The 25,303-nt window shown below is 52.1% G+C and carries 21 protein-coding genes; 8 read left to right on the top strand and 13 right to left on the bottom strand.

The genetic code is table 11. The features are described 5' to 3' along the window. Positions 1 to 13: 13 nt before the first annotated feature. Complete coding sequence (locus ICA20_RS01280) at positions 14 to 1,603, bottom strand: STY4199 family HEPN domain-containing protein (RefSeq protein ID WP_038635111.1); 1,590 nt, start codon at positions 1,601 to 1,603, stop codon at positions 14 to 16. 167 nt (positions 1,604 to 1,770) lie between these two features. Between ICA20_RS01280 and ICA20_RS01275 the strand changes: the two genes are divergently transcribed. Together ICA20_RS01275 and ICA20_RS01270 are read left to right on the top strand one after the other, a co-directional pair. Then, positions 1,771 to 2,310, top strand: coding sequence for a GNAT family protein (locus ICA20_RS01275; protein WP_038642919.1), 540 nt, complete (start codon positions 1,771 to 1,773; stop codon positions 2,308 to 2,310). Between the two features lie 86 nt (positions 2,311 to 2,396). Next, the gene (locus tag ICA20_RS01270; RefSeq protein WP_038635112.1) at positions 2,397 to 2,720 is read left to right on the top strand and encodes a lysozyme; all 324 of its coding nucleotides are present in this window, start codon (positions 2,397 to 2,399) and stop codon (positions 2,718 to 2,720) included. A 45-nt stretch (positions 2,721 to 2,765) separates the two neighbouring features. Here the strand turns inward: ICA20_RS01270 and ICA20_RS01265 are convergent, their stop codons facing one another. Then, positions 2,766 to 3,368, bottom strand: coding sequence for a response regulator transcription factor (locus tag ICA20_RS01265; RefSeq protein ID WP_038635114.1), 603 nt, complete (start codon positions 3,366 to 3,368; stop codon positions 2,766 to 2,768). A gap of 364 nt (positions 3,369 to 3,732) precedes the next feature. Next, a complete protein-coding gene (locus ICA20_RS01260) occupies positions 3,733 to 4,491 on the bottom strand; it encodes an SDR family oxidoreductase (protein WP_038635116.1) in 759 nt (252 codons plus the stop codon). Between the two features lie 119 nt (positions 4,492 to 4,610). Between ICA20_RS01260 and ICA20_RS01255 the strand changes: the two genes are divergently transcribed. The 3 genes from ICA20_RS01255 (at position 4,611) to ICA20_RS01245 (ending at position 8,255) form a co-directional block, all read left to right on the top strand. Further along, positions 4,611 to 5,510: a LysR family transcriptional regulator gene (locus tag ICA20_RS01255; protein WP_038635118.1), complete on the top strand. Its 900-nt coding sequence runs from the start codon at positions 4,611 to 4,613 to the stop codon at positions 5,508 to 5,510. A 47-nt stretch (positions 5,511 to 5,557) separates the two neighbouring features. After that, a complete protein-coding gene (gene yhjD / locus ICA20_RS01250) occupies positions 5,558 to 6,583 on the top strand; it encodes an inner membrane protein YhjD (protein ID WP_038635120.1) in 1,026 nt (341 codons plus the stop codon). Between the two features lie 349 nt (positions 6,584 to 6,932). Further along, positions 6,933 to 8,255 carry an MFS transporter gene (locus tag ICA20_RS01245; RefSeq protein WP_038635123.1) on the top strand — a complete coding sequence of 441 codons (1,323 nt, stop codon included), beginning with the start codon at positions 6,933 to 6,935 and terminating at the stop codon, positions 8,253 to 8,255. Between the two features lie 43 nt (positions 8,256 to 8,298). Here the strand turns inward: ICA20_RS01245 and ICA20_RS01240 are convergent, their stop codons facing one another. Both ICA20_RS01240 and pdeH read right to left on the bottom strand, forming a co-directional pair. After that, a complete protein-coding gene (locus ICA20_RS01240; RefSeq protein ID WP_038635124.1) occupies positions 8,299 to 10,359 on the bottom strand; it encodes an AsmA family protein in 2,061 nt (686 codons plus the stop codon). A gap of 77 nt (positions 10,360 to 10,436) precedes the next feature. Next, complete coding sequence (pdeH, locus tag ICA20_RS01235; protein WP_038635128.1) at positions 10,437 to 11,204, bottom strand: cyclic-guanylate-specific phosphodiesterase; 768 nt, start codon at positions 11,202 to 11,204, stop codon at positions 10,437 to 10,439. A 230-nt stretch (positions 11,205 to 11,434) separates the two neighbouring features. Between pdeH and ICA20_RS01230 the strand changes: the two genes are divergently transcribed. After that, positions 11,435 to 12,364 (top strand): sugar kinase, encoded by a 930-nt coding sequence (locus ICA20_RS01230; protein WP_038635130.1) that lies wholly within the window; start codon positions 11,435 to 11,437, stop codon positions 12,362 to 12,364. A gap of 92 nt (positions 12,365 to 12,456) precedes the next feature. Here the strand turns inward: ICA20_RS01230 and ICA20_RS01225 are convergent, their stop codons facing one another. The 4 genes from ICA20_RS01225 to ICA20_RS01210 form a co-directional block, all read right to left on the bottom strand. Then, entirely contained in the window at positions 12,457 to 13,950 is a 1,494-nt protein-coding gene (locus ICA20_RS01225; RefSeq protein ID WP_038635132.1) for a pitrilysin family protein, read from the bottom strand. 222 nt (positions 13,951 to 14,172) lie between these two features. Next, entirely contained in the window at positions 14,173 to 15,459 is a 1,287-nt protein-coding gene (gene dctA, locus ICA20_RS01220; protein ID WP_006687518.1) for a C4-dicarboxylate transporter DctC, read from the bottom strand. Positions 15,460 to 15,616: 157 nt separating this feature from the next. Next, complete coding sequence (gene hmsP / locus ICA20_RS01215) at positions 15,617 to 17,623, bottom strand: biofilm formation regulator HmsP (RefSeq protein ID WP_038635134.1); 2,007 nt, start codon at positions 17,621 to 17,623, stop codon at positions 15,617 to 15,619. A 225-nt stretch (positions 17,624 to 17,848) separates the two neighbouring features. Further along, on the bottom strand, positions 17,849 to 17,956 hold the full coding sequence (locus ICA20_RS01210; protein WP_038635136.1) for a type I toxin-antitoxin system toxin Ldr family protein: 108 nt from the start codon (positions 17,954 to 17,956) through the stop codon (positions 17,849 to 17,851). Between the two features lie 424 nt (positions 17,957 to 18,380). Between ICA20_RS01210 and megL the strand changes: the two genes are divergently transcribed. After that, complete coding sequence (gene megL / locus ICA20_RS01205; protein ID WP_038635138.1) at positions 18,381 to 19,577, top strand: methionine gamma-lyase; 1,197 nt, start codon at positions 18,381 to 18,383, stop codon at positions 19,575 to 19,577. A gap of 117 nt (positions 19,578 to 19,694) precedes the next feature. Continuing rightward, on the top strand, positions 19,695 to 20,993 hold the full coding sequence (locus tag ICA20_RS01200) for an aromatic amino acid transport family protein (RefSeq protein ID WP_038635139.1): 1,299 nt from the start codon (positions 19,695 to 19,697) through the stop codon (positions 20,991 to 20,993). A 33-nt stretch (positions 20,994 to 21,026) separates the two neighbouring features. Here ICA20_RS01200 and ICA20_RS01195 read toward each other — a convergent pair whose 3' ends face one another. The 4 genes from ICA20_RS01195 to dppC form a co-directional block, all read right to left on the bottom strand. Beyond that, the gene (locus tag ICA20_RS01195) at positions 21,027 to 22,229 is read right to left on the bottom strand and encodes a sigma 54-interacting transcriptional regulator (protein ID WP_038635141.1); all 1,203 of its coding nucleotides are present in this window, start codon (positions 22,227 to 22,229) and stop codon (positions 21,027 to 21,029) included. A 176-nt stretch (positions 22,230 to 22,405) separates the two neighbouring features. Beyond that, positions 22,406 to 23,410 carry a dipeptide ABC transporter ATP-binding subunit DppF gene (dppF, locus tag ICA20_RS01190; RefSeq protein ID WP_038635143.1) on the bottom strand — a complete coding sequence of 335 codons (1,005 nt, stop codon included), beginning with the start codon at positions 23,408 to 23,410 and terminating at the stop codon, positions 22,406 to 22,408. Beyond that, positions 23,407 to 24,390: a dipeptide ABC transporter ATP-binding protein gene (dppD, locus tag ICA20_RS01185; RefSeq protein ID WP_038635145.1), complete on the bottom strand. Its 984-nt coding sequence runs from the start codon at positions 24,388 to 24,390 to the stop codon at positions 23,407 to 23,409. The genes dppF and dppD overlap by 4 nt, the downstream gene beginning before the upstream one ends. A 10-nt stretch (positions 24,391 to 24,400) precedes the next feature. After that, entirely contained in the window at positions 24,401 to 25,303 is a 903-nt protein-coding gene (dppC, locus tag ICA20_RS01180; RefSeq protein WP_038635146.1) for a dipeptide ABC transporter permease DppC, read from the bottom strand.

Genomic DNA, 25,303 nt, shown 5'->3' with positions numbered 1-25,303 from the left:
ACTCCTCAGGCCGTTAGTTAATCGCATCGTAGAGTTCTGAATGAATTTTTTGCCACTTCTTGTTCTCCGGGCTGGGTTCTGCACGAGCGCGCAGCTGAGCCTGCTCAAGATCATACTGTTGACGTGCGATAACCGCCGGAACCGAACAAAAACTTTGCAGGTAGCTTTTGTGCAAGGAAGTGAGTGACGCCCCATTCGACATGGCATGACTGAGCGTACTCATAAACTGTCTGCAAGGTTTGCTCTCGTTCATCTGCGCAGGATAACGCAGCAGCAGTCTCAACACCTCGGTATTGCCCGCAGAGAATGCTTGCTCCGTCCACGCCAGCTTCCAGTCCATCCCGCCCTGCAGGAACAGTGACGTCACACGGGTATCGTTGCGATCGATAGCCGCGCGCATGTTAAAGGCATCCCAGGTGATACCCATTCGGGTCACAGATTCCCGTGCGGAAGGTGCATCGCGGCGCGGTTCCTCCTGCACAATTTCAACGGATTGTCCGGATGACGCCTGTGGCGCTGGCGAAGTGAATAACCAGAACGCACCCAGCGAAATCACCAGCACCATCACGCCGACCGCGACCCACAACATGCCTGAAATCAGCTGTTCACGCTCCTCCGCGGTGCGCTTTGCTCGCTTCTCCGGCGGATCAATACTGTCGGCGATTTCCTGTTTGTCGCCCCCCGCCTGCTCATCCTTTTGCTTTGCCATTTCCCAGAACTGGCGGACGGTCGTCTCATCAGACTCCAGATATGACGCGGGATTAACACGCGTACGCCTTTCTGCAAATGCCCGTTGTACAGGGTGAGTAATCTGTCGGTACTGACAATCCAGCAACATCAGTTGTACTGAGGTCAGCGGCTGCTGCGCGATGACGCCGTTGCGGGCCAGCCGGCAATCATCCAGAAACATACGCAACGTAAGACGTGGTTCGACAAACAACGTCAGCACCGAGGTGTCGTTAAAAATCTGGGTAAAGTGGCGTACAAACAATTTCTTATCCACGACCATAAGCGCCAGTTCGCTAAACATCATGCCGTCCAGCGCATCCCGACTGTCACCCAGTTTTAACCAACGGCGCAGGCGTTCCCCACCGAAGTGCTGTTTCAGGAAGCTGTTGAGTGGATGTTGATCCGGCCATACCCGTGCGATAAGCGATTTGAGCGTTAATTCTATGGCACGAAGCTGACGCTGCGCGTGGATCTGTGCTTCCGGCTCTGCACGTTCAATCTCAGTTTCATACTTCAGGATGGGCTGTTGCTGACGCAATTGTTCCAGAGACGCCACGAAGCGTAGCGCAGAAATCAGCTGGTTTTCACTGACGTCCTGGCCATTTTCATACTGCGGCACGCTCTGCTGCAGATGACGCAGCCGCAGAGTGAACTGGCTCAATTGCGCATCATTCATCTGCAAACGTCTGGCGACAGCTCCCCAGCCGCCCAGATTCAATCTGGCCTGGTCAAGCTGCTCAAGGAACCATCGCGGCTCTTTACCCTCTGCGACATGCACGCCTAACAGCAGCAATATTTCTACCGATGCCTGACGGATGATCGCCAGACAACGTTCAAAGGGTGTACATGTCGCTTGTAATGCGCTATTGGTCATTATCTTCCCTAACAGGACCCAAAACGTGCGGCCTCACAATGGTATGTCGTTATTTTCTATAAAAGCAGATGTGTATCGACGTAGACTAAAACACATTCATATAGCAAATAAATCTGTTTTACAGTGACTTCCGCACAATCATGGAAAATTATTCAGGAGATATGTCCGTGCCCGTATTGAAAACATCGCGCCTGATCTGTCGTACATTGAATATTGAAGATTGGGCGTTCTTTTTAACGTTACAGCAGAACGCTGATGTGATGCGATTTGTCGCTGATGCGCGCACAGAACAAGAGATACAGGCAGCCTTTCATTCACGCTTACCAGAGTGGTCCCCCGGCAGCCCGCACTGGCTTTGCCTGGTGCTGTGCGATAAGGCATCGGGAACGCCGCTGGGGGTGACTGGATATATTCATGAAAACAATGAATGTGCCGAGGTCGGTTTTTTGCTTACTCCCGAGGCACAGGGTAAAGGTTATGGCACTGAATCCCTGCATGCCGTTTGCGATTACGCATTTACCCACGGCGGACTCCGCCGGCTGACGGCCTGCGTCACCGCAGGAAACGAAGCCTCAAGACGTCTACTGGAAAAGATTGGGTTCATTCACGAAGGTACGCTGCGGGAAAGCTACTGGCTACAACAAACCTGGCGCGATGACTGGCTTTTCGGCCTGTTAAAACGTGAATATCAGCCGCCAATGCCATAAGGCGTTTTGCTGTAAAAACTGGCTACATGGCAACTGGCGTAACGGAGTGGATTTCTTAAAATATATCTCTTTACTCAGAGAGTATTATGCCGCTCCGTTCAACGCACTTCACACCCGCCTGTGTCGCATTTATTAAGCAATGGCAAGGCCTGTCGCTGGAAAAGTATCAGGATAAACATGGAATTTGGGTGATAGGCTACGGGCATGAAATTGCCGCAGACGAAACCTTTGATACCCCGATTACGCTAATGCAGGCAGAAGCACTTCTGCTCGCCGATCTGCATCTCTGTGAGGCGTTACTATATGAAAAAAAACCGCAAATAAAAGATCGGTTTCAACAAGAGACGTTAATTGCGTGGATATTCAGCGTGGGAATGACCCGATTTAACGCGACAGAAATTTGGCCTTAAGCTATTTCACAGCCAGAAATTTTCTGACTGTGAAATTTACGTCAATTAAATAGCGTCGTTTAACATCATTGCCGCCTGCGTACGATTTTTTACCTCCAGACGCTGGTAAAGCGACTCAAGATGGGCTTTTACCGTTCCGGTACTGATATTTAACAGTCGGCCAATTTGTTTATTCGACTCGCCCGCGGCCAGCATAGTCAAAATTTCTCGCTGACGCGCACTGAGCGATCTTATATTTTGGCGGCTACTCTCAGCCGCTGTAATACAGTCTCTGGGGATAAACATCATGCCCATCGCGACACTATTGAGCGCCAGTGTGAAGGTTTCCGCGTCAGAGTCACGTGGAACAATGGCCAGCACGTTTAATTGCGTGACCTCCTGTAGCCATCTTTTCCGGCAATCCGTTGCTGTTACCAGCACTTTTACCGCCGAATTGCGTTGCGCGATCTGTTGCAGCAAGCTGCGGCAGAACTCAGCATCAAGATCGCCATCCAGCATTACCATTGCATCAGGGTTGTCTTCCAGCTTCTGCCACAGGTCATCTGTCTGACTGACACCCTGAACATCCACTCCTGGAATACGTTGCTGTAAACTTACATTCATTCCATGAATAAATATTGACTGCCTGTCAAACATTATTAACTGCATTATTTATCTCCGTCTGAATAAGATATTAGCCTTAGCGCGCGGAAGGGTATTACCCATAGGGTAAAATAAGAAGTCACCATTTGGCGGGTGGGCCATTGTACCGATAGTCGTAGAAGAAAGAAGCAGAAATTATGATTAGTTACAGCTCAATCAACAGAATCACACAAAGAAACAAAACCAACGAAATATATTAAGTAAATTCTTATATTTTGACGCTCATGTATATTAATTAATATTAATTATATGCAGTCTATATTTTTGTCGAAAAATAAGGAATGCCAACCATCATTCAAATATGTTACAAAATAAAAAATCGCATTAAATGCTTATTCAGCCAATATCTGGCTGAATAAGACACGACGGGTTACAGGAACATTCCGCCGGAGACCTCAACACGCTGCGCCGTCATCCACGCCAGCTCATCGCTGAGCAACGCGGCAATCGCGTCACCGATATCATCCGGCAAACCAACGCGCCCCAACGCTGTTTGCGAAGCAATGTACGCATTCAGTTGCGCGTTATCCCGCACATTTCCACCGCTAAAATCGGTTTCTATCGCGCCGGGGGCAATAATATTGGCCGTAATTCCGCGCTCCCCCAGCTCTTTTGCCTGATAACGGGTTAACACTTCCATCGCCCCTTTCATAGCCGCGTATGCGCTGTAACCCGGCAGCGCAAAGCGCGCGAGTCCGGTTGAAACATTGAGGATCCTGCCGCCTCTGTTCATCAGCGGTAAAAGGTTCTGCGTCAGGAAAAAAGGACCTTTAAAATGGATATTTAAAAGTTGATCAAATTGCGCTTCGGTGAACGCGGGATACGGCGCGTTAATACCAATCCCGGCATTGTTCAATAAATAATCAAAGGTGTCGCTTTGCCACTGGGTCTGTAAGGTTTCCCGCACTTGTTTTATAAACTGAGGGAATGTTGAAATATCCCCGACATTCAACGGTAATGCCGCTGCTTCACCGCCAGATTGGCGAATTTCATCCACAACCTGCAGCGCTTCTTTTTCATTGCTGTTCCACGTCAGGATGAGACCGATTCCTTTGCTTGCCAGCTTAAGCGCCGCGTTTTTACCGAGTCCACGACCACCGCCGGTCACCAATGCGATACGTTGCGTCATAAGAAACCTCATTTCATGTGTAGTGAAGATTGAGACAAAGCTTATTAGGTGGTAGAAAAACAATAAATATCGCTGATTGCGCATTACTGTTTCATACAGAACAACAATAGGGCATGAGAATGGATAAAATTCACGCAATGCAGTTGTTCATCCGCGTCGCAGAACTGGAGAGTTTTTCGCGTGCGGCGGACACCCTTGGACTACCTAAAGGTAGCGTATCGCGACAAATCCAGGCCCTGGAAAATCATCTTGGCACGCAGTTGTTGCACCGCACCACCCGACGCGTCCAGCTCACACAAGACGGCATGATCTATTATGAACGCGCGAAAGATCTGCTAAGCAATCTGGATGAACTGGATGGACTATTCCATCACGATTCGGCCAGTATCAGCGGCAAGCTGCGCGTGGATATGCCGGTGGGCGTCGCGAGAAATTTGGTGATGCCCCGCCTGGCAGCCTTCTTGCATCAATATCCGGGACTTGAACTCGAACTCAGCAGCAGCGACCGCCTGGTGGACTTGATCCGCGAAGGTTTCGACTGCGTCGTACGCGTAGGTACGCTGAAAGATTCAGGGCTGATTGCCCGTCCGCTGGGTAAACTCACGCAGATTAACTGCGCCAGCCCAGAATATCTGGCCCGCTTTGGCTATCCGGAAAGCCTGGAAGATTTAGCCTCGCATGCGGTGGTGCATTACTCGGTGAACCTGGGAACGCGTGCGCAAGGTTTCGAGGTGGCGACAGGCAACGGTACTCAATGGGTTAAAACCGGCGGCATGCTGACGGTGAACAGTACGGAAACCTATCATGCAGCGTGCCTTGCCGGCCTGGGCATTATTCAGGTGCCACGCGTCGGCGTACGCGACGCCCTGCGCGCCGGTACGCTGGTCGAGGTGTTAGGGCAGTATCGTGCCGAGCCGATGCCGGTTTCTCTGCTGTATCCGCATCGCCGCAACCTCTCCCGCCGGGTTCATCTGTTTATGGAATGGCTGACCGGCGTAATGAAAGATTATGTGGACTGACAAGCTATACTGTCCTGAGAATGAACAGAACAAGGAATACTGGCCTGATGACGCAGGAAAAAGAGATAAAACGCCCCATTCAGGAACTTGAGCACGCACCGATCCCAAAAATTGAGACCCAGGAGCGTGAAAAAACAGAAACCAACGGTACGACCAACCAGGCATTGCAAACAGCCCTGACCCTCGCCGATAAAATTCAACGCCAGCCCGTCATCGCCCATATGATTCGAGCCGCAGAGCGTTTTAATGACCGCATGGGAAACCAGTTTGGCGCCGCTATCACTTACTTCTCGTTCCTGTCGATGATCCCTATCCTGATGGTGTCATTTGCCGCCGCCGGTTTTATTCTCGCCTCCCACCCTACGCTGTTGCAGGATATCTTCAGCAAAATACTGCTTAACGTCAGCGACCCGACGCTCGCCTCCACGTTAAAAAACACCATTAACACTGCCGTTCAGCAGCGAACCACTGTGGGTCTGGTCGGGCTTGGGATCGCCCTTTATTCCGGGATTAACTGGATGGGCAATCTGCGCGAAGCGATTCGTGCCCAGTCGCGAGATGTCTGGGAGCGTACGCCGCAGGATCAGGAAAAAATTTGGGTTAAATACCTGCGCGATTTTGTTTCATTGATTGGTTTGTTGATTGCGCTGATTGTTACTCTGTCCATTACTTCTATCGCCGGTTCCGCCCAGCAGATGATTATCTCTGCGCTATATCTCGACGGCATCGAATGGCTGAAGCCCGCCTGGCGCCTGATCGGCCTGACCATCTCTATTTTCGCCAACTATTTGCTTTTCTTCTGGATTTTCTGGCGACTGCCGCGTCACCGACCACGTAAGAAAGCACTCATTCGCGGCACATTTATCGCGGCGCTGGGGTTTGAAGTTATCAAAATGATCATGACCTACATGCTGCCGTCACTGGTGCAATCGCCGTCAGGCGCGGCGTTTGGTTCCGTGCTTGGACTGATGGCGTTCTTCTACTTCTTCGCTCGTCTGACGCTGTTTTGCGCCGCCTGGATAGCCACGGCGGAATACAAAGATGACCCGCGGATGCCGGGGAAAACGCAATAGCCACCGCCGGATTAGTTGTGAATTGCCGGATGGCGACGCACGCGTCTTATCCAGCCTACGGGTGAGTTTGTAGGCCGGATAAGCGCAGCGCCATCCAGCAATTATAATGCCGCCTGTTCTTACTGATTTAGTGAATAAATCCAACCCGTAACTTTTATTTAACCAAAAACCAGTTTTATCATCCAAGTTTTAAATTATGTGAAGCATTTCATGGAAGTGAAATCTTCAGCCTGAATATTATCCCCTTTTTGCTCTTTTTTTGACCAATTGCAGGATTTGTTACAGATTGAAATATCGCTTTTGCTGTGCGTAATATGGCCTTTCGTTCGGCCAAAAATAAGAAAATATTATGCAAGCAACAGCCACAACACTCGACAACGAACAGGAACACACCCCGGTCAACTCGCGCAATAAAGTTGTCGTCGCCTCACTCATTGGTACCGCCATTGAGTTCTTCGACTTCTATATCTACGCGACCGCCGCGGTGATCGTGTTTCCCCATATTTTCTTCCCGCAGGGAGATCCGGCCGCGGCTACGCTGCAGTCCCTCGCCACCTTCGCTATCGCTTTTGTGGCCCGGCCAATCGGCTCCGCGGTGTTCGGCCATTTCGGCGATCGCGTAGGCCGTAAAGTCACGCTGGTTGCTTCACTGCTTACCATGGGGATTTCAACGGTTGTCATTGGCCTGCTGCCGGGCTATGAAACTATCGGCATTTTCGCCCCGTTGCTGCTGGCACTGGCGCGTTTTGGTCAGGGTTTAGGTCTGGGCGGTGAGTGGGGCGGCGCGGCGTTGCTGGCAACGGAAAACGCGCCGCCGCGTAAACGCGCGCTGTACGGATCATTCCCGCAACTGGGCGCGCCTATCGGCTTTTTCTTCGCCAACGGCACTTTTCTGCTGCTCTCCTGGCTGCTGACCGATGAACAGTTTATGAGCTGGGGCTGGCGCGTACCGTTCATCTTCTCTGCGGTACTGGTGATCATCGGCCTGTACGTTCGCGTTTCATTGCATGAGTCCCCGGTCTTCGCCAAAGTCGCTGCGGCGAAAAAACAGGTGAAAATCCCGCTGGGTACCTTACTGACAAAGCATATTCGCGTAACGATCCTCGGCACGTTCATCATGCTGGCGACCTATACGCTGTTCTATATCATGACCGTCTATTCGATGACGTTCAGTACAGCCGCCGCGCCTGTAGGGCTTGGCCTGCCACGTAATGAAGTGTTGTGGATGCTGATGATGGCGGTAATTGGCTTTGGCGTTATGGTGCCTGTGGCGGGTCTGCTGGCCGACGCGTTTGGTCGCCGCAAGAGCATGCTCATCATCACCACGCTTATCATTCTGTTTGCGCTGTTTGCCTTTAAACCGCTGCTCGGATCTGGCAATCCGGCGCTGGTGTTCGCTTTCCTGCTGCTGGGTTTAAGCCTGATGGGACTGACATTTGGTCCGATGGGCGCGTTGCTGCCGGAGCTGTTCCCAACCGAGGTTCGCTACACGGGCGCATCATTCTCATATAACGTTTCGTCGATTCTTGGCGCTTCCGTTGCCCCGTATATTGCCGCATGGCTGCAGGCTAACTACGGTCTGGCAGCGGTAGGAACGTATCTGGCGTCGATGGCGGCGTTGACATTGATCGCGCTGCTGTTAACCCATGAGACCCGTCATCAGTCATTATGATTCTTTTGCCGGATGCGGCGTAACCACCGCATCCGGCCTGACATCACTTCTTCATTTGCGACAGTATCGCCCGGCACTGGTTGGCTTCCCCTTCGGAAGGAGAAATCAGCGCCAACAGTGCCGCCGCTGGAGTGACTAACGTGGCTAATGCGGCGGCAACCGCACCACGCGCAATCAATGGCCCGGCTTTTACACCTGCCTGCGGGTTCTTGAAGGTCCCGCGAACATACAGCGGCGAACGCAGCGTAATAATACGAATACCTTTGCTCTCTGGATCGATGGTTAAATCCAGTTGCTCAGAGGCAAAACTCGCGGTCCCGGTCACATTGATCACCGCATTTTCCGTATCAAAAGCAAAGATTTGAGGACGCGCCACGCCGTTAACGATATCCAGATTCGCCGCCGCGCAGTTCACCCGGACCTCATCGTCACCAAATATCTGACCAACGAGATAGTTACCCAGATTTAATCCCACAATTTCCATCAGATTCCGGCTGATTAAGCCATCGTTCATCAGCAGCTTCAGGTTGCCATTGCTGTTCCCCAACAGCGCGGCCACCGAGTTTCCGCTGCCGCTAAATTTAGCGTCACCGTTCATTTCACCGAGCGTCTTCTGCATCAGTTCTACATCCGGCATGAGCTCTTTTAGCTTCAGGCGGCGAGCCTGAATATCCGCCTGCCCACGCATCGGCTTTTTATCCCCTTCCAGATGGATTCTGGAAACAATGCTGCCTCCCGCCAGGCCAAATTTCAGCGGCTGCAGGCGCAGGTCGGCATTTTTCAGGATGATATGGGTGGAGAGATCGCTAATCGGTAGGCTGCTGCCGTGTTCAATGCGCCGACCTTTGAAACGTACGTCAGCATCCATCACATTCCATTTGTCAGTTTCGAAACGGTCATACGGTAAGACTTTATCGGCAGGCTGGACGCTCTTCTCACCTTTGCGCTGTTCAGACTGTTTGGCCTTTTCCGCGCCTTTACCCGAATCCACACCAATCAGCGGTCCCAAATCAGCCAGTCTCAGCTGGCGTGATTCGACGTCCCCTTCCAGTTTCGGACGCGGCTTACCGGTCGTATAAGTTAGCGTCCCATGAATATCGCTGTCGCCAATACGGCCATTAAAATCGCGGTAATCAAAAACAGAGGATTTTTCCGGATCGATTTTCGCCACCAGACGCCCGTCGGTTTCAAACGGCGGCGTATCCGGGAGCAGCACCCCCGTCAAATCGTACAAATCCCCTAGCGAATCACCTGAGAATTTAAGCCGCAGATCCACGCCGCCCATATTCATCGGGTCATTTACCGTACCGGTAAATGCTACGCGCGTATTGCCCGACCGGAAATCAGCCTGCACCGGGAAAGGGGTTCCTTCGCCCCTCAGCGCCAGCATCCCGCCTATTTTTCCGCTACCGCTTAGCGGTTCGTCGTTATAGCGTCCTTTGGCCTGCAAACCAAATACGTAATCCTCAACGCGGGTTTGACTCTCTTTACTTTTTGCGCCCGTCACTTCGCTAAAAGGCAATGGCTTACCCAGCGGATCGACCAGGATCTCAAGCTCCGAGCGAGTCACCTTATCGTTAATAGCGATGCGTCCTTGATCGAACAGAATATTATCCAGCCGGAAAGACCACGCAGAGGGCGACGCATTAGGATCGCGGTTTTCATCTTCTGCGAGGGTAAAAGTCCAGTTATTGTTTTTTTCCGACAGGCGAATGAGGCGCGCATCAGGCTTTACCAGCTTGACCCACGGTAGCCAGACGGTTTTTGTCAGTAATGCCAGCGGCGCGAGCGTGGCTTCCACACGGGGAAGATGCACCATGGTGACGTCGGGAATGTCCGGCGGGTTGCCAAGGATAATATCCTCGGCATGAACGTGCGGCCACGGAACCCAGCTACGCCAGCCGGTTTCCTGCTTCTGGCGCTCCCAAACCACGCCCAGATCGCCCCGTATGGCGAAGGGCCGGTTGAGTTCTGTAGAGACTTTCTGGTTGATGGTCGGTTTGAGCCGGTTCCAGTCAAATGTCGCAATCACAATGATGAATACGACGATCAACAACAAGAAAACCCCTAATACGGATGTGGTTATTTTGCCTGCTTTTGTCATAGTTAGCGTCCTCACTTCCTTCCTTGCCTGTCCTAAAGATAGTCCAGCAGGGCAAAATGAGGGACGCTACATCCGAATCAAAGCGACAGGATCACCTCTTCGAGGGTATGCAGAGGTACTGGACGAGAAAGAAAATAGCCTTGCGCCGCGAAAGCCGGTGAGTTTTGCACATCACGCCACTCTTCAAGTGTTTCAACACCTTCAACAATTACCCCGCGGCAATAGCGGTTCATCAGCTGTAACAACAGCGTGAAGAGATTGCGGCCTTCCGGCGTCTGGCGCAGCATGACAAACAGATCCCGCGCCACTTTAATATAGTCGTAACTCACTTCGCTCAGGGCCGAGAAGTTCGCCATTCCGGTACCAAAATCATCCAGCCAGAGGGGACCAAACTCGCACATTGAGGCGAACGACGACCCCTTCGGCAGGCGGATATGCTCCACCAGCTCAAAACGCAGCCACGGCAGGCATTCGATGATTTTCAGGATTTCAGGATCCTGGCGCATCGCAATCAGCGTTGGGCCATCGACATTCACTGAAGCCAGCAGGTTATTGGCTCTGAAAAAGTCCTTTTTCAGCTCAAGCTGCAGGAGCTGCTCTTTCACGACCTCTATACGGTGTCGGACGGCCACTTCAGCAAAATAGCGATCTGGCGCAATACGTTGGGCAGGATTATCAGGATGGGTCACGACGGTCAGCAGTTCAACGGCCATCAGCCGTCCGTCGGTCTGGTAAATCGGCTGATAGGTGTAAGCACGCTCGCACTGCAGCCAATAGCGTCTCGCCTGCAAGCTTTCGATACTCGCATCGGGCGTAATGAGCTGCTGGGTAACCTGCTTTATCATCAAAGATGTCCTGTAAATAAGAGTGTGACTGACCGGACTCGTCAAAGGTTATCGGCGCTCAGGCGCAGAACTTTACGTTCCGCCGCAGGCAAAATAAAAACCAGGCGGCAAAAAACAACGCAGAACACGTGCTGGCTCAAAAAAATAATGGAACGTTGTTTTAATATAGTTGACCACTTAACACCCACAGCGCACACTAACGCTAATTTTTTTCAGAGCAGGTTACGACTATGTCCAGAAAGATTGCCGTGATTGGCGAATGCATGATTGAGCTGTCACAGAAAGGCGCCGACGTTCAGCGCGGATTCGGTGGCGACACGTTGAATACATCCGTTTATATCGCCCGCCAGGTCGATGCAGCGGCGCTTTCGGTACACTATGTGACTGCACTGGGTACTGACAGTTTCAGCCAACAAATGCTGGACTCCTGGCAGGGTGAAAATGTTGACACCTCATTAACCCAGCGTATGGAAAACCGCCTGCCGGGACTCTACTACATTGAGACCGACAGCACCGGCGAGCGCACCTTCTATTACTGGCGTAATGAAGCCGCAGCAAAATTCTGGCTGGAGAGCGAACAGTCCGCCGCGATTTGCGAAGAGCTGGCGACATTTGATTATCTGTATCTGAGCGGAATCAGCCTGGCGATTCTAAGCCCGGCCAGCCGTGACAAACTGCTGACGTTACTGCGTGAATGCCGCGCTAACGGTGGAAAAGTCATTTTTGACAATAACTACCGCCCACGCCTGTGGAGCAGCAAAGAAGAAACGCAGCAGGTTTATCAGCAGATGCTGGAATGCACCAATATCGCGTTCCTGACGCTGGATGATGAAGACGCATTGTGGGGTGAAAAACCTGTAGCCGAGGTGATTGCCCGTACTCACGCGGCTGGCGTTCAGGAAGTCGTGGTGAAGCGCGGCGCAGACTCTTGTCTGGTTTCTATCGAGGGTGAAACGCTGATCGACGTCCCGGCCGTTAAATTACCGAAAGAGAAAGTGATTGATACCACCGCAGCGGGAGACTCCTTCAGCGCCGGGTATCTGGCGGTACGTCTGACCGGTGGCAATGCCGCCGATGCCGCAAAACGCGGTCACCTGACGGCAAGCACGGTGATTCAGCATCGCGGGGCGATTATCCCACGCGACGCTATGCCGCAATAACGTGTTGTTCTTGTAGGCCGGGCAAGCGAAGCGCCCCCGGCCTACCCACCCAAGGCCGGATGGCGGCGTAATCGCCTTATCCGGTCTGGAGGTTACTGTACCGGCGGGATATCCGTCACTTCAGGATGTGATTCATCCGTTTCTACCGGCGTTGCCGCCGCGGTAACGGGCGCCATAATGCTATCCCACGTCGCCTGCAGCTCCTTCATATTGAATTCAGGCTCCCCCTTCGGCTGCAGCAGAATTAACGCCATATCTTGCGACAATTGCTGGCGCAGATCCTGATTCAGCATCTCCACGTTCAGACTGTTGAGGAAGCTCTGGCGTAAACGCTGATACTGTTCAGGCGCGATATCCACCACCTGATTTTGCAGCGAGCGCAAACGCTGGCTGATCAAAATGTCGGTATCGGTACGGCCATAGGTGGCAAACAGTTTCTGCAGTTCCAGATTTTTTTGCGCCACCAGCGCATTGAACTCTTCTTCCGGCAGGCCCTTATCACGCACTTTCGCCAGCTCACGCGCAACCGTACCGAGGTTCGCATTCAGCTTACCGTTCGGCGATTCCACGTTGATAGCGCACTGGGCACGCAGGAACAGCACCCGACAATCAAATCCAAGGCCGATATCTTTGGCATTGTTTTTGGTCAGTTCCTGCTGAATATGCCAGAACAGCGCTTCACGGGCTAAATCAGCGCGCCAGTAGCGCAACAGCGCGGCGGATTCACGGATTGGCTGCCATGGCGTGTCCCACATGATGGAAAGGCGATCCTGACGTACCGCATCGGTCATAATGCTCACGGCTTCTGCACGCAGCGGTGAAAGCGTCGGCACCGGCGCTGGGGTTTCCCGTTTTCCTTTTAACTCGCCAAAGGTTTTATTGATTTGTTCAGCCACGCTGCGCGCATCTACGTTACCCACGATAATCAGCGTCATCGCGTCCGGGGTATACCATTTCTGGTAGAAGGAGTGGATTTTCGCGGCATCGACAGGCGTTTTAAGCGGATCAGCTGGATCGTGCCCCAGCAGGGTTGATCCCTTCAGACGGTAACGCCACCACCCCTCTTTGGTATCTGACGGCCAGGTTGCGACCATATCTTCGCTACTCAGCGCATGATTAACCGTTTCAGGAGTGATGCTCAGATTGCCGGAAATATTCGCCAGGTAAGTAAGTGACTCTTTCAGCAAGTCGTTACGGCTGTTAGGCAGACTGAGGTTATATAGCGTGGAATCATAAGAAACGATAACGGGCGGCATGGGACGTTTGGGATCGAATCCCTGCTGCCACAGTGAACGGGCTTGCGTGGCATCGAGGCCACCGCTTTGCGTCAGCGCGATACGCGGGATCGCATGGCTGAAACCACTCTGTTGCGTACTTTCGGTGAGTGAACCGGTATTGACCAGCAGGCGAACCTCAATACGGTCGCTGGGGCGCTGGGGAGTAGCTAGCACTTGCCACTGTAGACCATTTGCCAGCGTGCCCTGTTGCCACGCCGGGTCAGGCTGGAGCGCATCTGCCTGCACATAGCCGGCAGTGGCCATCATCAGCAAGCCGCCCGCTAAAAGTCGAATTTTTGTGCCCTGCATGTGAACCCCTGATCAACTATCCTGGTAATAAAAAGACAGCCCGCGAAAGGACTCTCTGAATATGACGTTAAAAACACTTCGTGTTAGACCGCAAGAACATGAAAATGTCACGGAGGAAGTGAAAAAATCCCGACGCCGCCGAATCGACGGTTTCAGGCACAGGGGGTAATTATGCGCAAACACCCGCAGTCCTGGAAGGGACTACGGGCATAAGTGACGAGATTAAGAGGATAAATCGTGCGTTTTGCCATCCGGCGCACGATTATTCAGCGTGTCATCCAGCTTTTTGGTATCCAATTCTTTCACCCATTTAGCCACAACGACAGTTGCCACACCGTTACCAATCAGGTTGGTCAGCGCACGGGCTTCAGACATAAAGCGGTCAATACCGAGAATCAGCGCCAGGCCAGCGACCGGTAAATGCCCCACCGCAGAGATAGTCGCGGCCAGAACAATGAAGCCACTCCCGGTCACACCCGCAGCCCCTTTTGAGGAGAGCAGGAGCACGACCAGCAGGGTTATCTGATGGAAAATATCCATATGACTGTTGGTGGCCTGAGCGATAAACACCGCCGCCATCGTCAGATAGATGGATGTCCCATCAAGGTTAAACGAGTACCCCGTGGGTATAACCAACCCGACAACCGACTTCCGACAGCCCAGTTTCTCCATTTTATCGAGCATACGCGGCAGTGCGGATTCAGATGAAGACGTACCCAGTACGATCAGCAGTTCTTCACGGATATAGCGGATGAATTTGAAGATGCTGAAGCCAGTCGCGCGAGCAATGGAACCCAGTACCAGAACCACAAACAGAATACAGGTGATGTAGAAGCAGATTATCAGCTGCCCCAGTTGCACCAGCGTTCCGACGCCATATTTACCGATGGTAAAAGCCATGGCACCGAAAGCACCGATCGGCGCCAGGCGCATGATCATATTGATGATGCCGAAAATAACCTGCGAGAAGCTTTCAATTACGTTGAAAATCATCTGGCCTTTGCTGCCCAGACGATGCAGAGCAAAACCAAACATTACCGCAAACAGTAATACCTGCAGGATGTTACCGCTGGCAAACGCGCCAATGACGCTCGCAGGGATAATGTCCATCAGGAAACCTACGATCCCCTGGTCTTTTGCCTGTTCGGCGTAAATCGCTACCGCTTTGGCATCCAGCGTTGCCGGATCGACGTTCATCCCGGCACCGGGTTGCACCACGTTGACGATGATGAGGCCGATGATCAGCGCAATCGTACTGACAATTTCAAAATAGAGCAGTGCAACCGCACCGGTGCGGCCTACTGCTTTCATACTTTCCATGCCTGCAATGCCGGTCACGACAGTACAGAAGATGACAGGTGCGATGACCATCTTGATGAGCTTAACGAAAGCATCACCAAGCGGCTTCATTTGGGCGCCTAATTCAGGGTAGTAATGGCCAAGGAGAATACCAATGGCAATTGCTGTCAGGACCTGAAAGTAAAGGCTTTTGAATATAGAGGTCTTCATAGGGTGTCCTTAAAGTAAAAACCACAGGTCTTGTAAGGTTTTGTTTAACCTGCGGCCTTAAAGTAACACCCACTCAACATGACAGAAATGCACCTGGATCATAATTGATACAAAAATGTTAAAAATTTTGAGCTGGCTCGCACAAGCGAGACCTTTTTTAACTTTTGTAATCAGCGCCTTCCGGTGCCAGATAGCGTTCTTCAAAGATATTTGCCGGAACCGGTCGGGCAAACAGGAAGCCTTGCGCCACTTCCACCCCTGCTTGTGATAACCATTCGCGTTGCGCTTCCGTTTCAACGCCTTCGGCGATCATCTGCAAGTTGAGACTGTGTGCCAATTGAATGATGGCGGAGATCATGCTGCAATCTTCGGGCACGCCATCGACAAACATCTTATCGATTTTGAGTACATCCACCGGTAGCGACTTCATATGCTGTAGCTGTCGCAGACCCGCATACCCCATGCCAAAATCGTCCAGCGCGATGCGCACGCCCGCGTTGCGCAGCGGTCGCAAAATGGCCACCGCGGCATTGGGATCGTCAATATGTCGGCTTTCAGTCACTTCGAGGATCAATGTGCCAGGCTTAATGCGATAGCGCGTTAACAACTCCAGCAAATCAGATACCATATTGGGGTGCATCAACTGGAGAGCGGATAAATTCACCGAGAGCGGCAGCATCAGACCGCGTTCTTGCCAGGCTGACAGCTGGCGGCATGTTTCTTCCAGCACCCAATAACCGACTGTCACCATCAGACCACAAGACTCAATTCTGTCGATTAACCCTTCTGGCAGCTCCCAGCTACCGTCCGGCTGTTGCATTCGCAATAATGCTTCTGCGCTCAATACCTTGCCGCTGGACATTTCTACCTGGGGCTGCATCCAGAGCGCAAACTGCTGGTTATCCATGGCGGTTAAAATATCGTTCTCCTGGGTTAAACGCTGCTGCGCCTCTTCCATCTGCAACGGATCAAAGAACTGAATTTGGTTTTTACCTTTATGACGCGACGTTAACACGGCGGACAGGGCGCGGCGGTAGAGCTGCTCTGCAGTTAAATCACCATAAAACATCGCCACCCCGATGTTGCAGTTCGGACGTAGTTGAATGCCCTGAATCGGTAACCGCTCATTAACGATAGTGAGTACTTGCTGACCTAGTGTAATGGCATGCCAGGGCTCTTTTACACCATGCGCGATGATGGCAAAGTCATAGCCGCTCACCTGGGTAAGCACCATTCTGGGGGCCAATACCGATTTTAGTTTTTCGACTAACGTCAGCAGCAAGATTTCTCGCTGAGTTTCGGTTAACACGCCCGCGGTATCACGCAGGGTTTCACAGGTGACAATCATCAGCGCCGTCGTTTGCTGACGCGTCACCACCTGCTCCAGCAATCCCATTAAAAACGACTTGTTGGGCAATTCGGAAACCGGGAAGCGCATCGAATGGTCGCTTTGCTCTTCGCTATGGCGTTTGATGAGCTGCTGATTGAGGTTGTAGCTACGCACCAGCATACCAATCTCATCATCCTGATGCAGACGTGGTAATGCCAGTTGATAGCCAATCAGGTCCTGCTGTTGAATGTCGTTCAACTCACGAGCGATTTTGCGTAATGGATGCACAATCAAACGGTTAATACACCATGAGATGGCTACCGTGAGTATTAACGACAAAAGTAAGTAAATGGTCACTAACGTTGAGAGCGTGCTCATCACAAACTTGTACATGCGGTACGAATCCGCCTGCAGCACCAGATACGCCAGCGGTTGTGGGTTCGCTGAGCGCTCAAGTGAATAGACCGGCAGCGAAATTTGCACCGGAAGCTCAAACAGGCGGGTCACCGTAACGGGAACCGGGCGTTCGGGAATAAAGCTCATCCGCAGCGCCTGAAACTGATTAGGCAGCACCACATCAGCGCGGCTGACCACGCCCGCTGGCCGAATACTGCGTAAAATGGCTTCCGCTTCGGGAATATCCCCTTTCAGGATAGTGTCGGAAAGAGGTTCACGGACGGAGCGAGCGATACTTTCCAGTTGTGTAGCCGTGTTATAGCGGTTCTGCTGTACCAGATGGAACAACAAAACGGTGCAAAAAATGAAAACAAACACCATGACAACGGCCGCGACCATTGCCATCTGCTTAATTGTTAACGAGCGACTGACACGCAAACTGACTCTCCACGGATAGACGAAACTGCCGTCAGAGTATACCCGATCGTAGCGGTATTAAGAGAGACGGTATCTGAAAACTTCCCAGCGTGCATTATCGCGACAGGATAGGCACCTGACGACGAGATTTATCTGCATTTAAGCCGAAAAAGGCCGCAAGGTCACCCCTGCGGCCTGGTTCGGGCGCATATTGCCATCACGGCAGGCAGACGCCCACTAAGCGCATTACTTCCTGTTACGCAGCCAGCTCACAATCAGACTGGCAATAATACCAGCGATGATTGGAGCCGCTAAATCGTGCCAGAAGGCCACGCCTAACTGTACGAGCGTCATATAGCCGCCTGTGTTGCAATGGCAACTGTTCGCGGCTATCCTTAACTTGTCTGGAGTCAAGTTAGCCCCCGTTTTGTTGCCAGGTTTATACTGAACAACGTGCGGGGGTTTTCTCTTTCCAGCAACCGATGCCGCCGGGGATCAAGCCCCCGCAACATTGCGCCTCACCGGGAATTCCCGGCTTGCCCCTGATTCTACGGTAGCCCATTCGCCATATCACCGCGCAATATTCCGCTCTGCGTAGCGCCTCGCATTTCACCCGTTTCTCGCCAGTACGCTGGAAAGATTCTTGCCAGTTGGCAACATTCCTGCCAACCATCAATCAAGGGAAACACATAACCCATTGATATCTATTAATTCAATTTCTGGCACAGCGATTGCTATTTGAGTGTGAGCTGTTCTGTTCCGAATTAAAGGAGATATCATGTCTGACTGTCGTACTTACGGATTCAACACCCAGATCGTTCACGCCGGGCAACAACCCGACCCTTCAACTGGCGCGCTCAGTACGCCTATTTTCCAGACTTCAACGTTTGTGTTTGACAGCGCCGAACAAGGTGCCGCCCGCTTTGCGCTTGAGGAGTCCGGGTACATTTATACTCGTTTGGGTAACCCTACCACCGATGCGCTGGAGAAAAAGCTGGCGGTGCTGGAAAGAGGTGAAGCCGGGCTGGCAACCGCATCCGGTATTTCTGCCATCACCACAACGCTGCTGACATTGTGCCAGCAGGGTGATCATATCGTTTCCGCCAGCGCGATTTACGGCTGCACCCACGCGTTTTTGTCGCACAGCATGCCGAAGTTCGGGATTAACGTCAGCTTTGTCGATGCGGCGAATCCTGAAGAAATTCGCGCCGCCATGCGCCCGGAAACCAAAGTGGTGTATATCGAAACGCCCGCCAACCCGACGCTCTCATTGGTTGATATTGAAACGGTGGCCGGCATTGCCCATCAGCAAGGCGCAGTGCTGGTGGTGGATAACACCTTTATGTCGCCGTACTGCCAGCAGCCTTTGCAACTGGGCGCAGACATCGTGGTGCACAGCGTCACCAAATATATCAACGGCCACGGGGATGTGATTGGCGGCATTATCGTCGGCAAGCAGGAGTTTATTGACCAGGCGCGGTTTGTGGGGCTGAAAGATATCACCGGCGGCTGCATGAGTCCGTTCAACGCCTGGTTAACGCTGCGCGGCGTTAAAACACTGGGCATTCGAATGGAACGACACTGCGAAAATGCGATGAAAATCGCCCGTTTCCTGGAAGGGCATCCATCCATCACCCACGTTTATTATCCCGGCCTCTCTTCACATCCGCAGTATGAGCTTGGCCAACGGCAGATGAGTCTGCCAGGAGGAATTATCAGCTTCGAAATCGCCGGCGGCCTCGAGGCTGGCAGACGGATGATCAATTCTGTAGAATTGTGCCTCCTCGCGGTCAGTCTCGGTGATACCGAAACCCTCATTCAGCACCCAGCGTCTATGACACATTCGCCCGTTGCGCCAGAGGAACGGCTTAAAGCAGGTATTACCGACGGGCTTATCCGTCTTTCTGTGGGTCTTGAAGATCCAGAAGATATTATTAACGACCTTGAACACGCCATCGGAAAGGCAACATTCTGACCACTACAGTCTGAACCGACGCCGATCGGTTCAGACTGTTGAGAATCAAGGCACAACAGTCTGGCTATACGCGCAATCCTTTTCCGGGGAGAGCGTGTATTTTGGGCAGGGGGTTCTATGCAGGACAACACATTACAATTAAGCAACAATACAGCAACCGCCGTACCAATCTCAAAAAAGATACCGTTTACGAAATACGATTTTGGCTGGGTATTACTCTGTATCGGCATGGCAATTGGCGCCGGAACGGTACTGATGCCGGTACAAATTGGCTTAACAGGTATTTGGGTATTTATTGTCGCCTTTATTATTGCTTATCCCGCAACTTATATTGTGCAGGACATTTATTTAAAAACATTATCAGAGAGTGAAACCTGTAATGACTATACCGATATTATAAGTCATTATCTGGGGAAAAACTGGGGCGTATTTCTTGGCGTCATCTATTTCCTGATGATTATTCACGGCATATTTATTTATTCCCTATCAGTAGTATTTGACAGTGCCTCTTATATCAAAACTTTTGGCTTGACCGAGGCCGACCTTTCGCAGTCAATAATCTACAAAGTAGCCATTTTTGCCGTGCTGGTCGCCATTGCTTCCGGGGGAGAAAAGCTGCTGTTCAAAATCTCCGGTCCGATGGTAGTAGTAAAAGTGGGTATCATCATCGTGTTTGGTTTTGCGATGATCCCGCACTGGAACTTTAGCAATATCAGCGCGTTTCCTGAAGCCTCGGTTTTCTTTCGCAACGTGCTGTTGACCATCCCGTTCTGCTTCTTCTCAGCGGTGTTTATTCAGGTATTAAACCCAATGAACATCGCTTATCGCAAACGGGTGGCAGACCGGGTACTGGCGACGCGCATGGCGATACGCACGCATCGCATCAGTTACATTACGCTGATTGCGGTTATTCTGTTTTTCTCCTTCTCTTTTACCTTTTCTATTAGCCATGAAGAGGCCGTTTCGGCCTTTGAGCAAAATATTTCCGCCCTGGCGCTGGCAGCGCAAGTTATTCCAGGACAAATTATTCATATCACCTCAACGGTACTGAATATCTTCGCCGTATTAACGGCGTTTTTTGGTATTTACCTGGGATTCCATGAGGCCATTAAGGGTATTATTCTTAACATCCTGAGTCGCGTCATTGACGTTGAGAAAATTAATCCGCTGGTGCTCACGCTGGGTATTTGCACATTTATTGTGATTACTCTGGTTATTTGGGTGTCGTTCCGCGTATCGGTGCTGGTATTCTTCCAGTTGGGGAGCCCACTGTACGGGATTGTGTCGTGTATTATTCCATTTTTCCTGATCTATAAAGTGACGCAGTTAGAGAAATTGCGCGGTGTTAAAACCTGGCTGATTCTGCTGTACGGAATTCTGCTGTGCCTGTCGCCATTATTGAAGCTGATTGAATAACCCGTCTAACGCGCCGTCAGCCACTGGCGGCGCTTAACTCACACTCTCCAACTGATAGCTGCGAATTTTATTCAACACCGTGGTATGCGACACCCCCAACGCTTTAGCGATATGCCGCGACGACACATTATCTTCTACCATTTGTTCGATGAGCTGGCGCTCAGCACTAAGCACTTGTTCTTTAAAAGGGCGTTCCGTTGGGGCTTGTTCAACCGCAGGTAAATTCACCATTCCCAGTTCGTCCAGGGTAATGACATCCGATTCCGCCATCAGCATCAGACGAATAATGGTATTTTCCAGTTCACGAACGTTTCCCGGCCAGGCGTGATGATGCAAGGCCGCAAAACAGGCTTTATCCAGGATTATCCGGCGCTGGAACTCCTTCGCATACTTCTGCACAAAGTGGCGAATAAGCAGACTAATATCCTGCGGGCGCTCCCGTAAGGGAGGAATGGTGAGTGAAAGTACGTTGATGCGATAATAGAGATCGGCGCGCAACAGACGTTGTTCCACCATCTCTTCCAGATTAGCGTTGGTTGCCACAATAATACGTACATTAACCGGTATAATTTGTGCGCCGCCAACGCGACGAATCCCACCATCCTGAAGCACGCGCAGTAATTTAGCCTGTAAGCTCAGCGACATTTCACCAAACTCATCAAGAAAAAGGGTGCCTTTATCGGCCATTTCAAACAGCCCTTTTTTGCCTTTACAATCTGCGCCGCTAAAGGCTCCTTTCTCATAGCCAAAGAATTCACTTTCCATCAGCGACTCAGGCAATGCAGAGCAGTTGACCGGAATAAACGGATAAAAGCGCCGCTTCCCGGAATTATGGATAGCCCGGGCCAGTAGCTCCTTGCCGGTTCCCGTGTCACCGCGGATCAGAACGGTATATTTGCTGTCGGCAATTCTGATCGCCTTTTCGATAAGCAAGCGCATGCTCTGGCTAGTGCAAATAATGTCAGAGAAATAGCGCGGGCGTTCCGGCTCGGACGTTGACAGTTCGCTTATCTCTTCACACAGGTAAGCGACATTAATAATATCGGCTCGCTGGCTCAAACACGTTTGCACGCAGGAAATATCCTGCAGCTGACGGCACCAGGATTTAATCAGGATCCGTCCCGGTGTGACTTTCATTGAGATGATATTGATATCACAGCAGGAAAATTCCTTCAGGACATCCTCAACCATCGATAGTCGATCAATTGTTTTAATATCCCAGCGTATCGTGACCACATTTGCTCCTGATCGTTAGCAACTGCGAAATCGCTATTTCTGTGACAAAAGGGTATCTGACTACATTTTAGACGCTATGGAATAATGTTCTGCCAGAGGACTCACATTGTGGACGTAAAAACAAAATATAAAAAAACCGGAGCACAAGGCTCCGGTTATTAGGTCATAACCCACGTTTATCGCTGTGGGTTTTCATCCTGGTCCACGGCGAAACAGGCCACCAGTTGACCGCCATAATCTTTCAACTGCGGCTGAAGCTGGGTACACGGACCAAAACGACGGCGGCAGCGGGCGTTGAACGCGCAGCCCGGCGGCGGATTCAGCGGGCTCGGCAGCTCTCCGGTCAGCTTGATACGTTCGCGGCGGTCGTCCGGGTTCAGACGTGGCGTGGCTGAAAGTAGCGCCTGGGTATACGGATGACGCGGATTATTGAAGATCTGATCCTTAGTCCCTTTTTCCACACAGCGGCCTAAATACATCACCATCACTTCATCGGCAATGTGCTCCACCACCGACAGGTCGTGCGAGATAAAAACGTAGGACAGTCCAAGATCCTGTTGTAAATCCATCATCAGATTCAGGACCTGCGCACGCACTGAAACGTCGAGCGCCGAGACCGGTTCGTCGGCTATCACCACGTCCGGGTCCAGCATCAGACCCCGGGCAATGGCGATACGCTGACGCTGGCCGCCGGAGAACATATGCGGGTAACGATCGTAGTGCTCAGTTTTTAGCCCCACTTTCGCCATCATCGCCAGCGCTTTTTCACGCCGCTGCTCTTTGCTGAGCGTGGAGTTGATCAGCAACGGCTCTTCCAGAATCTGCCCCACTTTCTTACGCGGATTCAGAGAACCGTACGGGTTCTGGAACACAATCTGGATTTTCTGCCGACGCAACTTCTGCGCTTGCGGATCGTGCTTGAGCAGATCCTGCCCCTGGTAATACAGCTCACCGCCAGTTGGAACTTCAATCATCGTCAACAGACGGCCAAGCGTGGATTTTCCACAGCCAGACTCGCCTACTACCGCCAGCGTTTTACCGCGTTCAAGAGTAAAGGAGACGCCGTCCAGCGCCTTCACCAGGCGCTCAGGGGAAAATAATCCCTTCTTTACCGGGTAGTGTTTTTTCAGATCGATAGCCTGCAACAGTGGCTGTTGCAAGGTGGCCTCATGCGTACTCATAGTGTGGGCCTCCCGGCATCATCAAGTGGGTAGTGGCATTTCGACTGACGGCCGCCTTCCAGCAGATTCAGTTCAGGTTCTTCAGCGCGGCATTTGTCGGTTGCATACGGACAGCGCGGGTTCAGCAAACAGCCGTTCGGACGGTCATACTTACCTGGGACCACACCTGGCAACGAAGCCAGACGCGCTTTATCCTGCGCAAACTCCGGTAGCGCACGTAGCAATGCCTGGGTATACGGATGACGCGGCGCGCGGAAAATATCCTGCGCAGCGCCGGTTTCTACGACCTGCCCGGCGTACATCACGATGATTTTATGTGCCGCTTCCGCCACCAGCGCCAGGTCGTGGGTAATCAAAACCAGCGCCATATTCTCTTTTTGCTGCAACTCCAGCAGCAGCTCAATGATCTGCGCCTGAATGGTCACGTCCAGCGCCGTCGTCGGTTCGTCGGCAATCAGCAGCTTCGGACGACAGGCAATCGCCATCGCGATCATCACGCGCTGGCTCATCCCACCGGACAACTGGTGCGGATACACGTCCAGACGCGAGGCCGGATCGGGGATCCCCACCAACGTCAGCAGGTCAATCGCCCGCTGAACGCGCGTTTTTTTATTGCCGCCCTGATGCACTTTGATGGCTTCCATAATCTGATAGCCGACGGTGTAGCACGGGTTAAGGCTGGTCATCGGATCCTGGAAAATCATCGCCACTTCTGCACCGACTAACTGACGACGCTCTTTCTCAGAAATGCGCTTCAGGTCACGACCGTTAAACTCCAGATTTTCGGCCATCACGCGGCCAGGGTAATCAATCAACCCCATAATCGCCAGCGAACTGACAGACTTACCAGAGCCGGATTCACCCACAATGCCAACCACTTCCCCCTGGTTCACACTGTAGCTAATGCGGTCTACGGCGCGGAACTCGGCGCCTACGTCGCCGAAGTGCACCGATAATTTATCTACATTTAATAACGCCATCTCGAACCTCTTACTGCTTCAGTTTGGGATCGAGCGCGTCACGCAGACCGTCACCCATCAGGTTAAATGCCAGCACCGTCAGCAGGATCGCCAGCCCCGGGAAGGTCACGACCCACCAGGCGCTTTGGGCAAACTGCAGAACGTCAGAGAGCATGGTGCCCCATTCCGGCGTAGGCGGCTGTGCGCCCATCCCCAGAAAGCCGAGGGCAGCCATATCGAGAATGGCGTTAGAGAAACCAAGCGATGCCTGAACAATCAGCGGCGCAAGACAGTTAGGCAAAATATTGACGAACATCTGGCGCATCGCACCGGCACCCGCCACGCGCGAAGCAGTAACGTAGTCGCGGTTGACTTCCACCAGCACAGCGGCGCGCGTCAGACGCACATAGTGCGGTAACGCCACGAACGTCAGCGCCAACGCGGCGTTGCCAATCGAAGGACCAAATACCGCCACCAGCACCAGCGCCAGTAACAGGCTCGGCAGCGCCAGCATGATATCGACCACGCGCATGATGACGTTATCGATAATCCCGCCAAAATAACCGGCGACCAGCCCGAGAATTACGCCCATCAGCAGGGAGAGCACCACGACCAGACAGCCGACCAACAGCGACAGACGCGCGCCGTACATCAGACGCGAGAGCACATCGCGGCCCACATCGTCAGTACCAAACAGGTGCGCCATCGTGCCGCCTTCCTGCCACGCAGGCGGCGCCAGCAGCGCATCACGGAACTGCTCAGCCGGATTATACGGGGCGAGAACATTCGCAAAGACCGCAATCAGAATCATGATGACAACATAAACCAGCCCGACAACCGCGCCTTTATTACGCTTGAAATAGTGCCAGAACTCCTGCATCGGGGTCATTGGCACCGGTGCGGCAATAACTTTATTTTCAGTAACCTGTGACAT

Origin of the sequence: Citrobacter sp. C5_2, assembly GCF_014596845.2 — a bacterium.
In the GTDB taxonomy this organism is placed as follows: Bacteria; Pseudomonadota; Gammaproteobacteria; order Enterobacterales; family Enterobacteriaceae; genus Citrobacter; species Citrobacter werkmanii.
The sequence above is the reverse complement of the archived record's forward strand: the minus strand, read 5'-3'. Positions and strand labels throughout refer to the sequence as shown.

Bases quoted from the DNA above. Each gene is read 5' to 3' on its own strand.
- ICA20_RS01280 (WP_038635111.1), bottom strand. From the start codon at position 1,603: ATGACCAATAGCGCATTACAAGCGACATGTACACCCTTTGAACGTTGT.
- ICA20_RS01270 (WP_038635112.1), top strand. From the start codon at position 2,397: ATGCCGCTCCGTTCAACGCACTTCACACCCGCCTGTGTCGCATTTATT.
- ICA20_RS01265 (WP_038635114.1), bottom strand. From the start codon at position 3,368: ATGCAGTTAATAATGTTTGACAGGCAGTCAATATTTATTCATGGAATG.
- ICA20_RS01260 (WP_038635116.1), bottom strand. From the start codon at position 4,491: ATGACGCAACGTATCGCATTGGTGACCGGCGGTGGTCGTGGACTCGGT.
- ICA20_RS01255 (WP_038635118.1), top strand. From the start codon at position 4,611: ATGGATAAAATTCACGCAATGCAGTTGTTCATCCGCGTCGCAGAACTG.
- yhjD (WP_038635120.1), top strand. From the start codon at position 5,558: ATGACGCAGGAAAAAGAGATAAAACGCCCCATTCAGGAACTTGAGCAC.
- ICA20_RS01245 (WP_038635123.1), top strand. From the start codon at position 6,933: ATGCAAGCAACAGCCACAACACTCGACAACGAACAGGAACACACCCCG.
- ICA20_RS01240 (WP_038635124.1), bottom strand. From the start codon at position 10,359: ATGACAAAAGCAGGCAAAATAACCACATCCGTATTAGGGGTTTTCTTG.
- pdeH (WP_038635128.1), bottom strand. From the start codon at position 11,204: ATGATAAAGCAGGTTACCCAGCAGCTCATTACGCCCGATGCGAGTATC.
- ICA20_RS01230 (WP_038635130.1), top strand. From the start codon at position 11,435: ATGTCCAGAAAGATTGCCGTGATTGGCGAATGCATGATTGAGCTGTCA.
- ICA20_RS01225 (WP_038635132.1), bottom strand. From the start codon at position 13,950: ATGCAGGGCACAAAAATTCGACTTTTAGCGGGCGGCTTGCTGATGATG.
- dctA (WP_006687518.1), bottom strand. From the start codon at position 15,459: ATGAAGACCTCTATATTCAAAAGCCTTTACTTTCAGGTCCTGACAGCA.
- ICA20_RS01210 (WP_038635136.1), bottom strand. From the start codon at position 17,956: ATGACGCTCGTACAGTTAGGCGTGGCCTTCTGGCACGATTTAGCGGCT.
- megL (WP_038635138.1), top strand. From the start codon at position 18,381: ATGTCTGACTGTCGTACTTACGGATTCAACACCCAGATCGTTCACGCC.
- ICA20_RS01200 (WP_038635139.1), top strand. From the start codon at position 19,695: ATGCAGGACAACACATTACAATTAAGCAACAATACAGCAACCGCCGTA.
- dppF (WP_038635143.1), bottom strand. From the start codon at position 23,410: ATGAGTACGCATGAGGCCACCTTGCAACAGCCACTGTTGCAGGCTATC.
- dppD (WP_038635145.1), bottom strand. From the start codon at position 24,390: ATGGCGTTATTAAATGTAGATAAATTATCGGTGCACTTCGGCGACGTA.
- dppC (WP_038635146.1), bottom strand. From the start codon at position 25,303: ATGTCACAGGTTACTGAAAATAAAGTTATTGCCGCACCGGTGCCAATG.